We start from the raw sequence: 15761 nt of genomic DNA, 5'->3' as shown, positions 1-15761 counted from the left end.
CTCCTTCCCATTGATTTTCCGTTAGTATGGGAAGAGGGTGCCGCACTCATGCAAAAAGGATGTCCGCTTGGGACATCCTCATCTGCAAATCTTTTTACCTTAAGAATGGCAGCCGCAGCCGGAACCGCAGCTTCCCGCTTTCTCCGCAGCAACCTGTGCGCCTGTTTCGCCGCGCAGCACATCGCCGCCGGTGGACTCCAGAATTTCATCTGTTACTGTGTTGGAAATGGTGCTTGCCACCAGCTGCAGCAAATCGTTCACATATGCTTGCGAGCTTTGGAATTCCTGCACGAGCGGAATGTTATCCAACTGGTCCTGCAGTGCTTCAATTTCCGCTTCCACCTTTTTCAATGCTTCCAGCTTGCCGTAGTGCTGCAGGTTCACGGCCTGCTTCTGCAATGCCTTGATGCGGTCAATTGTTTGCTTCACTGTCTGATTTTGATGAATTTGTGCTTCTGCCCGCTTAAAGAAGTCCACTTCTTCCGTTTCCGCAATCATTTTCGCCAATTCCTTTGCCCGTGCTACGATGTCATCTTTTGTGTATGTTGTCATTTATCTCACCTCAACAGGTTCTTCTAGCATTTCTCCGTTTAATGACCAAGTTTTTGCATCTGTAATCTTCACTTGCACAAGCTGGCCGATTGCTGATTTAGGCCCCTTAAAGTTCACAAGCTTATTTGCGCGCGTATAGCCTGCCAAAATGTCCGGATTGTTCTTGCTCTCCCCTTCAACGAGAACCTCCACAATTTGGCCTTGATACGGCTTGTTCTTCTCCGCAGCCAGTTCATTCACAACCGCATTCAGGCGCTGCAGCCTTTCCTTCTTCACCTCAAGCGGCACATTATCCTGCATCTTGGCTGCCGGCGTGCCTTCACGCGGCGAGTACACAAACGTATAAGCGTTATCATAGCCGACTTCGCGGTACAGGGACAGCGTTTCCTGGAACTGCTCCTCCGTCTCATTCGGGAAGCCGACAATGATATCTGTTGTCAGTACAACATTCGGGATTGCCGCTTTGATTTTGCGCACCAGCTCCAGGTACTGCTCACGCGTATACTTGCGCGCCATGATTTTCAGCACTTCAGAGCTTCCGGATTGTACAGGCAGGTGGATATGCTCCACCAGATTGCCGCCCTTGGCAAGAACTTCAATGAGGCGGTCGTCAAAGTCGCGAGGGTGGCTTGTCGTAAAACGGATGCGCGGGATGTCAATTTTCCGGATTTCATCCATTAAGTCGCCAAGACCATATTTCAGACCCTCAAAGTCTTTGCCGTAGGCGTTCACGTTCTGGCCAAGCAGCGTAATTTCCTTGTAGCCTTGGGCAGCCAGGTGGCGCACTTCTTGAATAATATCCTCCGGACGGCGGCTGCGCTCTTTGCCGCGTGTGTACGGCACGATGCAGTATGTGCAGAACTTATCACAGCCGTACATAATGTTAACCCAAGCCTTAATGTCGCCGCGGCGCACCTTCGGCAGATTTTCAATGATGTCGCCTTCCTTGGACCACACCTCCACCACTGTCTCCTTCGAGAACATTGCTTCCTGCAGAATGTAAGGAAGCCGGTGAATGTTATGCGTACCGAACACCATGTCCACATATTGATACGTTTTCATAATTTTGTTCACGACAGATTCTTCCTGCGACATACAGCCGCATACGCCAATGAGAAGATCCGGGTTCTTCATCTTCAATGGCTTCAAGTGGCCAATTTCGCCAAACACTTTATTCTCTGCATTTTCCCGGATTGCACATGTATTCAGCAGAATCACATCCGCATCCTCGGTAGAGAAGGTCGGCTCATAGCCCAAGCCCAGGAAAATACCGGCCATGACTTCTGTGTCATGCTCGTTCATTTGGCATCCGTACGTCCGGATATAAAACTTCTTGCCGTTGCCCATACCGGCGAACTCCTCCGGCAAAGAGAAATCACGATGAATCTGCACGTCTTCCTTGCCGCGCTGTTTCGCATCCTTCAGGGAAGGAGGAATATATACAGATTCAAAGTATTTGCTGTAGTCCTTGCCGGATGCCTTGTCCGCCGCTGCTTGCCCTTGCAGACGCTGTTGTTCGTTCATGATTGACTCCTTTCACGCTTGTGTTGCTTCTCAGTCTAAACAGCTTGCAGCTGCCTTAAACAAGATAAATTGGTATATACATGCATTTAGTATAAAGCGTTTGTCCCAATTAAACAACAAAAAGGAAGTCCATCCCATTACGAATTTCAGTCAATAATGCCAAGTTCGCGGCCGGCTTTGGCAAACACGTCAAGCGCTTGCTGCAGCTCTTCCCTGCTGTGCTGTGCTGTCACAATGGTGCGGACGCGCGCTGCATCCTTTGCCACTGTCGGGAAGGTGATTCCCAAGGCCAATACGCCGTACGCCAGCAGTTTATCAGAGAACTGATGCGCCAGTGCAGTTTCGCCGACAATCACAGGCGTGACCGGAGTTTCACTCTTTCCTGTATCAAAGCCCAGCTGCTGCAGCCCATCCTTAAAGAAGCGTGTATTGTCCCACAGCTTCTCGATCAGTTCCGGCTCCTCCAGCAGAATATCAATGGCAGCGATGCAGGCCGCTGTCACCGCCGGCGGATGGGAGGTGCTGAACAGGAACGGGCGGCCTTTGTGAATCAAATAGTCAATAAGCACCCGCGGTCCGGCTACGTAACCGCCCAGTACGCCAATTGCCTTTGACAAGGTGCCAACCTGGATATGCACACGTCCGTCCAGACCGAAATGGTTCACCGTGCCGCGGCCGTTTTGGCCAAGCACGCCGGAGGCATGGGCATCGTCCACCATGACAATGGCATCATACTGTTCCGCGAGTTCCACAATTTGCGGCAGCGGTGCAATATTGCCATCCATGGAGAATACGCCATCCGTTACAATGAGACGCTTCCGGAAGCTCTGGGTTTCCTGCAGCGCTGTCTCCAAGTCCGCCATGTCCACATGCTTGTATACGCGGCGCTTCGCCTTCGTCAGACGGATGCCGTCAATAATGGAGGCATGGTTCAGTTCATCGGAAATCACAACATCCTCCGGTGACAAAATAGCGGACAGCACGCCTTGGTTTGTTGTAAAACCGGACTGAAACACAAGCGCAGCTTCTGTATGCTTGAATACGGCCAGCTTGCGCTCCAGCTCGTCATGCATGGTAAATGTGCCCGCAATCGTCCGCACAGAGCCTGTTCCGGCTCCATATGCCTCTACCGCCTCAAGTGCTGCTTTCGTCAAACGCGGATGGCTTGTCAGCCCTAAGTAATTATTAGATGAAAGCTGAATGACTTCTTTGCCGTTGATTTGGACCTTGGATCCTTGCTCGGACTCAATCAGAGTCAGCTTGCGGAAGGTCCCCTGCTCCTTCATTTCCTTCAATTCTGCTTCTAAATGCTCAAAGCCCTTCACATGAGTTCCCCCTTTTACGGAATCAGTACGACCTTGCCGCACGTTCCCTGTATCATCATTTCAAAGCCCTTTTCAAACTCCTCAAGCGGCAGCTGATGTGTAATGAGCGGCTCTACATTCACCGCGCCGGATTTCAGCAGGCTGGATACCTGCATCCAGGTTTCAAACATTCTGCGGCCGGTGATGCCCTGTACCGTGATGCCTTTAAACACAACATGCTTCGTCACATCAATATCAACCGGGCGGGTCGGCAGGCTGAGAATGGAAACACGGCCCCCGTTCGTCACCATTTCAAAGCCCTGGTTCATGGCAACCGGATGGCCTGACATCTCGCAAATGACATCCATGCCGTTGCCGCCCGTCAGCTCCAAAGCCATTTCAACAGGATTCTCCTTCAGCGAGTTCACAACGGCCGTTGCCCCCATTTGCTTCGCCAGCTCTAAACGTTGTTCGTTTATGTCAAATGCAATCACTTGCGCGGCGCCGGCTGCTTTGGCAATACCTACGGCCATCAGGCCAATCGGCCCGCAGCCGATAATGGCAACACTCCGGCCAGCCACCTCGCCGGCAAGCACCGTATGCACCGCATTTCCCATTGGCTCTTGGATAGAGGCAATATGATACGGCATTTCCTTTGGATTTTTCCAAATATTTACCGCCGGCATTGCAACATACTCTGCAAAGCAGCCTTGCGTGTCCACACCGATAATCTTTGTGTGCTTACAAATATGATAGTCGCCGCGCAGGCATTGCGGACAAGAATAGCAGACAATGTGTGTTTCCGCCGACACATAGTCGCCCACTGCCACATTGGCGACATTTTTTCCCACTTGAACGACTTCGCCGGCAAATTCATGTCCGAATACATACGGAGTATGCTGGATCCTGTCCTGCGACCACTCATCCCACGTATAAATATGTACATCTGTTCCGCAAATAGAGGTTGCTTTTACTCGAATAAGCACCTCATGATCTTGAATGCTTGGAATATCGACCATTTGCAGCTGGGCACCATACCCGCGATGATGTTTGACTATGGCCTTCATTTGGTTCGTCACTGCTTCAGCACTCCTTATCGCTTGTCAGCTTAGTATAGTGTCACGTCTATTATTCTATCATCCTGGCAATTCACGGTAAAGAAAACGCATACATTTTCCGCAAAAAAGGAAAGCCCTTTTCTCTTCAGATTTGTATAGCATGGTCGGGTGCTGCAAATACAAAAGCTCCCTCCGCCTTTGGCAGAGGGAGCTTGGCATTACTTGAATTCAGCTACAAGCTGGTCAAACATTTCCTGATCGAGCGTTAGGTCAGCAAACGCCAGTGGCTTTTCGCTGTAATCCTTAATCAGCTCCTGGTAAGATGGCTGTTGTGTGTTTTGATAGATTAAGCCTGTTACCAGACCTTTGTTCTCCATCAGTGTCTGCATAGCCATTGCACGGTTGGACGGATCATAGTTTTCTACGTCGCTCAGCTTCTTCAGGTTTTCCTTGAACCAGTCATATGTGTTCACTTTGTTATAGGTTACGCAAGGGCTGAACACGTTGATCAGAGAGAAGCCTTTGTGGTTGATTCCCGCTTCAATCAGCTGCGTCAGCTCCTTCAGGTCGCTGGAGAAGCTTTGTGCCACGAAGGTAGCTCCGGCTGTCAGCGCCATTTCCATTACGTTCAGGGAAGGCTCAATGGACCCCTGCGGCGTGCTCTTTGTCTTAAAGCCAACTTCGCTTCGCGGGGAAGTCTGGCCTTTTGTCAAGCCGTAGATTTGGTTATCCATAACGATGTATGTGATATCAATGTTACGGCGGATCGCATGGATCGTATGGCCCATACCGATCGCAAAGCCGTCTCCGTCACCGCCTGCAGCGATCACTGTCAGGTCGCGGTTTGCCATCTTCACACCCTGTGCGATTGGAAGAGAACGGCCATGGATGCTATGGAAGCCATAGGAATTGATATAGCCGGAAATACGGCCGGAGCAGCCGATGCCAGAGATAACAGCCAAGTTTTCAGGCTCCAAGCCTGCATTTGCAGCAGCACGCTGGATCGCAGCCTGCACAGAGAAATCACCGCAGCCCGGGCACCAGTTTGGTTTCACATTATTGCGAAATTCTTTAAATGTTGCCATTTAAAACAACCCCTTTTTTGCATTCGTTGTAGATTTCTTTTGGCAGGAATGGATTTCCGTCGTACTTCAGCAGGCTGGAAATCTTTTCGCTGTTGCCAAGATTCATCTTGATGATGTTTGCCAATTGGCCTGTTGCGTTGTTCTCTACGACTACGACACGCTTCGCACTCTTGATAAGCGGCAGAAGCTCTTCTGTCGGGAACGGATGAATGAGACGGATTTGGGCGTGGTTCACCTTCAGGCCATCCTGCTCCAGGCGCTCCATTGCCTCTTCAATTGTGCCGCGTGTAGAGTTGAAGCCGACAAGCAGCAGGTCTGCATCATCATGCTTTGCATTTGCATATACAGGGTTGTTGAAGTTCTTGCTCAGCGCATTCAGCTTGCGCATACGCTTATCCATTTGAGCGATACGGTTTGCTGCTCCTTCAGACGGCTTCCCTGTCTCAGCATGCTCTACGCCTGTCACGTGATGGATTCCATTCTTTGTGCCAGGGATTACACGAGGAGAAATGCCGTCCTCTGTTACTTCGTAACGCTTGAAGTATTCTTTGTTTTCAATCTCCGGCTGTGCGTTCAAGTCCAGCTTGCCGCGGCGGACGGATACCTTGCTGTAGTCAAGCGGATCTACTGTCTGCTTGCCGAGAGACAGCTGCAGGTCTGTAAGCAGGATGACAGGCACCTGATACTCCTCCGCAATATTAAAGGCTTCAGCAGCATCATAGAACGCTTCCTCCACTGTGCTTGGCGCAATGACAACCTTCGGGATTTCACCGTGTGTGCCGTAAATCATCGCCATCAGGTCGGATTGCTCCTGCTTTGTCGGAAGACCTGTACTTGGGCCGCCGCGCTGTGTATCAACAATCACAAGCGGTGTTTCCGTGATGCCCGCCAGGCCGATTGCTTCCATCATAAGAGAAAGACCAGGTCCTGCGGATGCTGTCAATGTCCGGACGCCGCCATAGTTAGCCCCGATTGCCATTGTACAAGCTGCAATTTCATCCTCTGTTTGGATGACAGTGCCGCCAACCTTCGGAAGCTTTTTGATTAAGTATTCCATGATTTCGGATGCCGGCGTGATTGGGTATGCCGCCATAAAGCGCGCGCCGCCTGCCAATGCACCGAATGCAATTGCGTCATTGCCGATCATGAATAGACGGTTTTGGCCGTCTGCCGGGTTCAGGCGCATAATGCTTCCCTTCTCCCCGAGAAGCTCTTTCATATATTCAGAACCGCGTTTTACCGCTTCCATGTTCTTATCTACAATTTGTTGACCTTTGCGGCCGAAAATTCCTTGTACGACATCCAGATAAACGGATTCATCCAACCCCAGAACCGCGCTGGAGGCACCGACTGCCACCATGTTCTTCATGAGGGATGTGCCCAATTCAGTCGCGATATCCGTGAATGGAACCGCATACAAAGTTACGTTTGTGCTGTCTGGAATTGTCGGATTGAACTTGGCATCCGCAATAACAATGCCGCCTGTCCGCAATTCGTGGAAGTTTACATCAATTGTTTCTTGATCAAAAGCCACGAGAATGTCCAGGTCGTCAGAGATCGCCCGGACTTCTGTTGTGCTCACCCGGATTTTATTATTTGTATGGCCGCCTTTAATGCGTGATGAAAAGTGACGGTAGCCGTACAGGTAATAGCCAAGTCTGTTTAGCGCGATACAAAAAATTTCCCCTGTACTCTCAATACCTTCACCTTGTTGCCCCCCAACTTTCCAGGAAAGTTGACTAATCATCTCCTACACCCCTTTGGACTGCATTCATTGTAGTGAATTTTTTTACGGTACTAGTTTACCACTTTTTTAGACAAGAAACTACAATGGACGCAAATTATCCCTCTTCTGATTTGAAAGAATTTTTGGGATTCTTTCTAATTCGTTTACAATTCTAGACCTCCTTTGAGTAAAATGCAACAATTTGAAACAAATTTGTTAACATTTTTTTAAATGCACAGATTCTGCTATATTCCACGCATAAATTTTAGTATAATAACGTTTTCAGAACGGAATATGACGCATAAAATTGTTGCACAAGAAGTCGGCAGCCTGCTCTGCGCTGTACCGCTTCATCAGCTCATTTTTCAGCATATCATAGCCTCTGTAGGACTCCAGGCCCACGACAGTTTCCTCAATGCCGTCAAAATCCGAACCAAAGCCGACATGCTTGGCGCCGCCAAGGGCACAAATATGCTCCAGATGCCGCAGCACATCCTCCAGATGCGCAGGGCTCTCGTCCCGCAAAAACATAGGCACAAATGTAACCCCAATCATGCCATTCCGCTGAATCAGCGCAGTAATCTGCTCATCGGTCAGATTCCGCGGATGAGAGCAAAGAGACAAGCAATTGGAGTGAGAGGCAATCGGATACAGAGCCGTCTCCATCACGTCCCAAAATCCGCGCACAGATACATGCGAAACATCTGTCCAGAGGCGGTATGCATTAAGCTGCTCCACCACCTGCCGGCCAAATGACGACAGCCCCGCCCCGCGCGGCTTCTTGATCCCGTCCGCTACCGCGTTGCTGTAATTCCAGGTCAGACCGACTGAGCGCACCCCAAGCCGGTACAGGATGCGAAGATAGTTCAGATTGCTTCCGATGGCATCACAGCCTTCCAGCGTTAAAAGGGCACCGACTTCCCCCTGCTGCAGCGCTTCTGCGTCCTTTTTCGTTTGAACCAGGCGCAGCTGCGGATGCTTGCCCAGCACTTCTGTATAGAACAGGTCCACCATCTCCAAAGCTACATGGAAGCGCTGCTCCACTGGCACTTCCTCCGGCACATAAATGGCAAAGCACTGCAGCTTCGCACCTGTGTCACGCAAGCCATTCCAATTAATATGCAGGGACGGGTCATCAGTGAAGCTCCGCTTCTTCCGCCACAGCTGCCACAGCACATCACAGTGAGCATCAAAAATAGTCATTATGCTTTCCTCCCCTTCTGTTCACCTATACCACAAAAACAGCCTGTTTGCCAACTGGCAAACAGGCTGTCATCAACGAGGCTCCACGATTAACTTAATTGCCGTACGCTCTTCTCCATCAATCATAATGTCAGTAAAAGCAGGTATGCAAATTAAGTCCACGCCGCTCGGTGCTACGAACCCTCGTGCAATCGCTACTGCCTTTACCGCTTGGTTCAATGCACCCGCACCGATTGCCTGGATCTCCGCAGATCCACGCTCTCGAATTACTCCGGCAAGTGCACCAGCTACAGAGTTAGGGACCGAAGTTGCTTTCACCTTTAATATATCCATTCGTCGTTTCCTCCTCGTTTTTCCTTCAGAAATATAAGCGCTTAAGTTCACTTTACTTATATTCACGAGGCGGAGAAGGTATTCCTGCTTATCCAAATGAATTTTTCGAAAAAATTATAATATATTGTCTTTTCGGATAATTCTGTTAATAGGAAGAAAGGCAGGGACGGCTTGTTCAATTCACTAAGAAAGAGGCCCGTCAATCAAAAAAGGACTGATCATCGTTGATTAAAATGCGCTGAATCTTCTTCGCTCTCCCTGTAGCCGGTTCCACATCAATCAAGACCGCACTGAGCTGCGTGCGCCCGCTGGTGACTTCAAAACGGACCGGCAGCCCTGTCAGAAACTTCTTCAGCACAGCTTCCCGGTCAACGCCCAGAATGCCGTCATACGGACCTGTCATTCCCACATCCGTAATATAGGCTGTTCCTGCAGGCAAAATCCGATTGTCAGCCGTCTGTACATGCGTGTGCGTTCCCACAACCGCCGTCACCCGGCCATCCGCATACCACCCGAGTGCCTGTTTCTCGCTTGTTGCCTCAGCATGAAAGTCGACAAAGATGATATTTGTCCGCTTTTTCGCCTCTGCAATGAGTGCATCCAGCTTCTTAAACGGGCAATCCAGCGGCGGCAGAAATGTCCGTCCCTGCAGATTAATAATTGCCACTTCCACTCCATTGCTGTTAATAAAAATCATGCCTTTTCCAGGTGTGCCTTCCGGAAAATTGGCCGGGCGGACGAGATACTTCGCCTCTTCCACAAATTCAAAAATCCCCCGGTTGTCCCAGGCGTGGTTTCCCAGTGTAACAGCCTGTGCGCCAATCTCCAGAAATCCCCGGTAAATGGCTTCCGTAATCCCCTTGCCGGCAGCCGCATTTTCCCCGTTAATGACGGTCAGTGTGGGGCTGTACTTCTTTTTCAGCTTTGGCACATACTCTTGAATCATCTGCCTGCCCGGCGACCCCACTACGTCTCCCACAAATAATATTCTCATGCTTGTAACCCTTTCTCTTCTGAAAATTCCACTCCAAAAAAATAAAGTGGTAAGCTACCACTTTATTTTTCACCTTATGCAATCTGTTTATTTGGCATATTCCACTGCACGTGTTTCCCGAATGACCGTTACTTTAATGTGGCCCGGATAATCCAGTTCATTTTCAATACGCTTTCGAATATCACGCGCCAAGCGGTGCGCCTCTAAATCGTCAATCGCGTCAGGCTTTACCAAAATGCGCACTTCCCGTCCAGCCTGAATGGCAAAGGACTTCTCAACACCCTCATAGGATTCAGAAATCTCCTCCAGCTTCTCCAGACGGCGGATATAGTTCTCCAATGTTTCACTGCGCGCACCCGGTCTTGCCGCAGACAAGGCATCCGCAGCAGCCACCAGCACCGCAATGATGGAGGAAGGCTCACGGTCGCCATGGTGGGAAGCAATACTGTTAATAACAACAGGATGCTCCTTGTATTTCGTCGCAAGCTCCACGCCAATTTCAACGTGGCTGCCTTCCACTTCATGGTCAATTGCTTTTCCAATGTCATGCAGCAGGCCTGCACGGCGGGCCAGCTTTTCATCCTCGCCCAACTCAGCAGCCATAAGGCCTGCCAAGTAAGCAACCTCCATGGAGTGCTTCAGGACGTTTTGTCCGTAGCTTGTGCGGAACTTCAAACGGCCTAAAATCTTGATCAGGTCAGGATGCAGTCCATGAACACCGACTTCAAATGTCGTTTGCTCACCAACTTCGCGGATATATTCATCCACTTCCCTCCTGGATTTTTCCACCATTTCCTCAATACGGGCAGGATGGATCCGGCCGTCCTGCACAAGCTTATCGAGAGCAATCCGCGCTGTTTCGCGGCGAATCGGGTCAAATCCAGACAAAATAACAGCTTCCGGCGTATCATCAATAATTAAATCAATGCCTGTCAAGGTTTCCAGCGTACGGATATTGCGACCCTCACGCCCGATGATACGGCCTTTCATTTCATCATTTGGAAGGTTGACAACAGACACTGTTGTTTCGGCTACATGATCAGCTGCACATCGCTGAATAGCCAAGGACAAAATTTCTTTGGCCCTCTTGTCCGCCTCTTCCTTCGCGCGCACTTCGCTTTCCTTAATGGCAACGGCAACCTCGTGAGACAGCTCATTTTCGACCTTCGCCAAAATAATGGAGCGTGCTTCCTCACGCGTTAAACCAGAGACGCGCTCCAGTTCTTCCTGTTGCTTTTGAACGAGCAATCCCACTTTGCTTTCCAGCTCTTCAAGCTGCTGTTGTCTTAATACAAGGGCGTCCTCTTTCCTCTCAAGCTGATGCTCGCGTTTATCGAGCGATTCATCCTTGCGGTCCAGATTCTCTTCCTTTTGCATCAAACGATTTTCCTGCTTTTGCAATTCGCTTCTGCGATTCCGGATATCCAGCTCTGCTTCTGTCCGGAGCTGGTGAATCTCGTCCTTCGCTTCAAGCAGCGCTTCCTTCTTTAATGCCTCAGCTTGGCGTTTTGCATCCTCAAGGATTGCATTGGCAGCATTCGTGGCACCGTTGATTTTTGCTTCTGCAATGGATTTTCGTGTGAAAAAACCAACAACTGCACCGATAACCAGGGCAAGCAAAATGGAGATGACAGCAACAATTGCACTCATAGTTTCACCTCCTCTTGCTATCAGATATAAACCCGCCTGCACGCAGGGGGAGATTTGGCCCTTTCTGCTAATGGGCCTCATGTTCCATTTCAGTATGGCATTGTATTTCTTTTGAGGGGCAAGCAAGCTGCCCGGAACGTCATAGCGGCACATCGTGGCAATATGACGCAAATGGTAAAAAAAGAATATACATTCTCATTGTATAGGGAGGCATTTTTGTTGTCAAGGCTTGTCTATGTTTACTTTCTTTGCCTGTCAAGCAGAAAACCCGCAAGGCCGCTTGCAATTTTTACAAATGCATGCTGCATACAAAGAAAAAGGCACATTGCTGTGCCTTTTACTCATCCAACAGACTGAGATCTTCTTCTTCCTCTGTTTCTGTCACCACATGTGTGTCGCCTGCAATGCCGTAATGCACGCGAACCTTCTGCATAATGTCTTGAAGTATCGCCTTATTCTCTTTCAGGAATGTCTTGGCATTTTCCCGGCCTTGGCCAACCCGCTCTTCATTATAGGAATACCACGCACCGCTTTTCTGAACGATGTCCAGTTCAGCAGCCATATCCAGCACTTCACCTTCACGGGAAATGCCTTCTCCATACATAATATCCACGTCAGCAACACGGAATGGCGGAGCCACCTTGTTTTTTACCACTTTAATCTTCGTTTTGTTGCCGACAATGTCCGTACCCTGCTTCAACTGCTCAGCACGGCGCACCTCCAGGCGGATTGTGGAATAGAACTTGAGTGCCCGGCCTCCAGGAGTTGTTTCCGGGTTTCCGAACATAACGCCCACTTTTTCACGAATCTGGTTGATAAAGATGGTAATTGTATTTGATTTATTAATGGCGCCAGACAGCTTACGGAGTGCCTGAGACATAAGGCGGGCCTGCAAGCCGACATGAGAGTCTCCCATTTCGCCTTCAATCTCTGCCTTTGGTACAAGAGCCGCTACGGAGTCAATAACAATGATGTCAATGGCACCGCTGCGCACAAGCGCTTCCGCAATTTCCAAGCCCTGCTCGCCCGTATCAGGCTGTGACAGCAGCAGTTGGTCAATGTTCACGCCCAGCTTTTGCGCATATACGGGATCCAAAGCGTGCTCAGCATCAATGAACGCAGCCTGGCCTCCGCGTGCCTGCACTTCTGCAATTGCATGCAGGGCAACTGTTGTCTTACCGGAGCTCTCCGGACCATAAATTTCAATAATACGGCCGCGCGGATATCCGCCCACGCCAAGGGCTACATCCAAGGCCACGGATCCGCTTGGCACTGTGGAGACACGGCGCTCCGCCTGCTCCCCAAGCTTCATGATTGAGCCTTTTCCGAACTGCTTCTCTATTTGCTTCAACGCCATTTCTAAGGCTGCTTGACGATCGCTCACTCGATTTCCTCCTTCTTTCTCTTACCTGTTTCTATTATACCTGTTTAGCTTTGAAAAAGCCAATAAAAAACGAACACTTATTCGATTTTTTCGTTTTCCAGCCAGCGGCTTCCCCCATGCTCTACAAAGAAAAAGCTGAAATGCCTCACAGCTCTTCCAGCTTTCGATACAAATGATAAAGTCCGTATTTGACCGCCCGTTCCCGCACAAGCGGACGGCTGCCGCCAAGCTGCAGCCCGACAGCAGCAGATGGCTGCCCTTGAATAGAAATGCCGATATAAACTGTCCCTGGCTGCTTTCCTTCCAGACTGTCAGGTCCGGCCACACCGGTAAAGCTGATGCCGACATCTGTCCCCAGCAATTCCCTGACGTTCTCCGCAAGCAGTTTTGCACAAGCTGCGCTTACAGCTCCGTCCGTTTGCAGCACCTCTGCAGGGACTCGCAGCACCTGCTGCTTCACATCGTTGCTGTAGCATACAATTCCACCGCGAAATAAGGAAGAAACACCGGGAACACTGGTAATGCGTTCACTGAATAATCCGCCAGTCAGACTTTCCGCGCAGGAAAGAGAAAAGGATTTGCTGCGCAGCATGGCCACTGCCTTTTCGTGCAGCGTCTCATCATCATAGCCATAAAGATATTCCCCGACACGGTCCATAATTTGTGCTTCCACCGCATCCAGCATCCGGGATGCCTCTTCCGCCAGCGCGTGCTTAGCAGTCAAACGGAGGGTAACTTCCCCTTCAGACGCAAGCGGGGCAATTGTCGGATTGCTTTGGCTGTCAATGATATCCTGCAGGACGTGCTCCAGCTGGGATTCGCCAATTCCGAAGAAACGGAGCACACGCGAATGCAGCGCGTCAGACCCGGCCAGCCGCTGCAAGAATGGCTCCACATAGCTTGTAAACATCGGATTCATTTCCTTTGGCGGGCCAGGAAGCAGCACGTAGAGCTTATCACCTTGCTGCAGCCCCATTCCAGGCGCCATGCCGTGGTCATTCGGAAACACCGTGCTGCCCTGCAGGACGAGCGCCTGCTTGCGGTTATTTTCAGTAAACGGCCGGCCTGTTCTCGCGAAGTAATCCTCGATATAGGACAGAGCAGCTTCATCATGGACCAGCCGGGCTCCCAGCACAGCCGCAATCGTTTCCTTTGTCAAATCGTCCTTTGTCGGGCCGAGTCCGCCGGTGAAAATCAGGATATCTGCGCGTGTGCGCGCCAGCTCAACCGCCTGGCGGAGCCGTTCTGCATTGTCGCCAACCACCGTTTGATAGTAGACGTGAACCCCCACATCCGCCAGCCTGCGGGATATAAAGGCTGCATTTGTATTTACAATTTGTCCGAGCAGCAGCTCTGTTCCAACCGCGAGAATTTCTGCGTTCATCCATCGTTCCCCCATTGCCATTATTTCGAATTCGCAAATACCCCTTTATTTTTTGCAAAGTAATCCCAGCCGGACAGCACCGTAAACAGCACTGCGACCGCCATGGACACATCCGCAAGGGAAAACGGCAGCCAGTGCAGCGGCACATCGTGCAGCAAATAAGCAGAAATAGCTATAACTTGCGTCCACATTTTGATCTTCCCAAGCATTTTCGCAGCGGAAACTTCCCCTGTTTCCGCCAGCAAAAGCCGAAGGCCGGTCACCGCAAACTCCCTGGTAATAATGAGGATGGCTACCCATGCATAGATATAATGCAAGTCTACCAATGTCACCAGTGCCGCTGACACAAGCAGTTTGTCCGCCAGCGGGTCCAAAAACTTCCCGAGATTTGTGACAAGATCATATTTGCGTGCGTAGTAGCCGTCCACCCAATCTGTTGCCGAGGCAAAGATAAAAATAGCCGCTCCGGCAAAGTGCTGTACCGGCAGTTCATGATCCCCCAGCTGCCATACACCCCAATCAAACGGGATCAGCATAACAGCCAAGAATAGCGGGATGAGACAAATTCTTGATATAGTAATCTTATTTGGCAAATTCACTGCGATTCCTCCATCATGTTCCAAGCAAAATTTCATTGAAAAAAGTCATCGGAACGATGACTATTGTTGGGCAGGCTGTGTCCGCATGTTCTTAATGAGCAGGATTTGGTGATAATTGCTGTCCGGGTCCTGCGGATATTGAACGGCCTGTCCATTAATTTTAACGGCAGCATTCGGGGTGCTGCCGATATTGAGGCGGACAACGTCCTCTGCAGACAAATCCTGCGTCTTTGTCTCATTTGGCTGCAAAGTGCCGCTGAACAAGAGCTTTCCATCCCCATTTTTAATATCGATATAGCACCGGTCCTTTGCGGTAATTTCGAGCATAAAGCCTTCGTTGTTGCGAAGCTCCATTGTCGAAGTCTTTCCGGAAGTGGAAACAGCCTTCAGCTCTTGTGCAGGCTTGGCCGGCGCCGCGGGTTCTGTCTTCTTTTCCACCGGCTTCTCTGCCGGCTTCTCCTGCGCTTTGGCCTCGCCCTGCAGAGCGGAGTCAGCCGACTTTTGCATTTCCACCTGCGGCTTCACGCTGCCTTGTTCTGCCTGCTGCTTCTTCGGATTATACAGTGCTTGTGACACAAGCCAAATGCCAACCGCAACAGCGATTACGAGCAGCCCGATTAAAGCCTTCGGCATATAATCCATGATGCGGGAAGAGGTGCTGTTCGGCACTGTCTCCTTCGATTTTTGTATACGGGACGGAACATCCTGAACAGCTGCGGGCACTTCCCCGCGATGCTCGGCGAGCATCTCTTCAGGGTCCAGCCCCACAGCCTCAGCATATTGCTTAATGAAAGCACGCACATAGAAGTCACCCGGGAGCACACCGTAGTTGCCCTCTTCAATGCTTGCCAGGTAGCGCTTTTGGATTTTCGTCACATCCTGCAATTCATCAAGGGAAAGACCTTTCGCTTCTCTTGCCTCTTGTAACTTTCTTCCTAATTCTGTCAATGCTAACACCTCAATAT

Annotated in this window: 14 protein-coding genes; all 14 read right to left on the bottom strand. The window is 50.3% G+C overall.

Translation table 11 applies throughout. The annotated features are described in order from the left end of the window. Window positions 1–99: 99 nt before the first annotated feature. Window positions 100–552: a YlbF/YmcA family competence regulator gene (locus tag NK662_RS11060; RefSeq protein WP_254758997.1), complete on the bottom strand. Its 453-nt coding sequence runs from the start codon at window positions 550–552 to the stop codon at window positions 100–102. After that, window positions 553–2076 carry a tRNA (N6-isopentenyl adenosine(37)-C2)-methylthiotransferase MiaB gene (gene miaB, locus NK662_RS11055; protein WP_254758996.1) on the bottom strand — a complete coding sequence of 508 codons (1524 nt, stop codon included), beginning with the start codon at window positions 2074–2076 and terminating at the stop codon, window positions 553–555. Window positions 2077–2222: 146 nt separating this feature from the next. Further along, on the bottom strand, window positions 2223–3401 hold the full coding sequence (locus NK662_RS11050) for a glycine C-acetyltransferase (RefSeq protein ID WP_254758995.1): 1179 nt from the start codon (window positions 3399–3401) through the stop codon (window positions 2223–2225). A gap of 14 nt (window positions 3402–3415) precedes the next feature. Next, window positions 3416–4459 carry an L-threonine 3-dehydrogenase gene (gene tdh, locus NK662_RS11045; RefSeq protein WP_254758994.1) on the bottom strand — a complete coding sequence of 348 codons (1044 nt, stop codon included), beginning with the start codon at window positions 4457–4459 and terminating at the stop codon, window positions 3416–3418. Window positions 4460–4656: 197 nt separating this feature from the next. Then, a complete protein-coding gene (locus tag NK662_RS11040) occupies window positions 4657–5523 on the bottom strand; it encodes a 2-oxoacid:ferredoxin oxidoreductase subunit beta (RefSeq protein WP_254758993.1) in 867 nt (288 codons plus the stop codon). After that, on the bottom strand, window positions 5510–7270 hold the full coding sequence (locus NK662_RS11035) for a 2-oxoacid:acceptor oxidoreductase subunit alpha (RefSeq protein WP_254758992.1): 1761 nt from the start codon (window positions 7268–7270) through the stop codon (window positions 5510–5512). Before NK662_RS11035 ends, NK662_RS11040 begins: the two co-directional genes overlap by 14 nt. Window positions 7271–7531: 261 nt before the next feature. After that, complete coding sequence (locus NK662_RS11030; RefSeq protein ID WP_254758991.1) at window positions 7532–8452, bottom strand: dipeptidase; 921 nt, start codon at window positions 8450–8452, stop codon at window positions 7532–7534. A 72-nt stretch (window positions 8453–8524) separates the two neighbouring features. After that, a complete protein-coding gene (spoVS, locus tag NK662_RS11025; RefSeq protein ID WP_254758990.1) occupies window positions 8525–8785 on the bottom strand; it encodes a stage V sporulation protein SpoVS in 261 nt (86 codons plus the stop codon). A gap of 199 nt (window positions 8786–8984) precedes the next feature. Continuing rightward, a complete protein-coding gene (gene ymdB, locus NK662_RS11020) occupies window positions 8985–9779 on the bottom strand; it encodes a 2',3'-cyclic-nucleotide 2'-phosphodiesterase (protein ID WP_254758989.1) in 795 nt (264 codons plus the stop codon). An 87-nt stretch (window positions 9780–9866) separates the two neighbouring features. Beyond that, complete coding sequence (rny, locus tag NK662_RS11015) at window positions 9867–11429, bottom strand: ribonuclease Y (RefSeq protein ID WP_254758988.1); 1563 nt, start codon at window positions 11427–11429, stop codon at window positions 9867–9869. 337 nt (window positions 11430–11766) lie between these two features. Beyond that, window positions 11767–12813 (bottom strand): recombinase RecA, encoded by a 1047-nt coding sequence (gene recA / locus NK662_RS11010; protein ID WP_368736064.1) that lies wholly within the window; start codon window positions 12811–12813, stop codon window positions 11767–11769. Between the two features lie 145 nt (window positions 12814–12958). Further along, a complete protein-coding gene (locus NK662_RS11005; protein ID WP_254758987.1) occupies window positions 12959–14197 on the bottom strand; it encodes a competence/damage-inducible protein A in 1239 nt (412 codons plus the stop codon). Window positions 14198–14217: 20 nt separating this feature from the next. Beyond that, window positions 14218–14796, bottom strand: a complete 579-nt coding sequence (pgsA, locus tag NK662_RS11000) for a CDP-diacylglycerol--glycerol-3-phosphate 3-phosphatidyltransferase (protein WP_254758986.1) — start codon at window positions 14794–14796, stop codon at window positions 14218–14220. A 60-nt stretch (window positions 14797–14856) separates the two neighbouring features. Beyond that, the gene (locus tag NK662_RS10995) at window positions 14857–15753 is read right to left on the bottom strand and encodes a helix-turn-helix domain-containing protein (protein WP_254758985.1); all 897 of its coding nucleotides are present in this window, start codon (window positions 15751–15753) and stop codon (window positions 14857–14859) included. Between the last annotated feature and the right edge of the window lie 8 nt (window positions 15754–15761).

It is taken from the genome of Ectobacillus ponti, from assembly GCF_024294785.1.
Classification (GTDB): Bacteria; Bacillota; Bacilli; order Bacillales; family Bacillaceae_G; genus Ectobacillus; species Ectobacillus ponti.
This window is presented reverse-complemented; position numbering and strand designations above follow the sequence as displayed.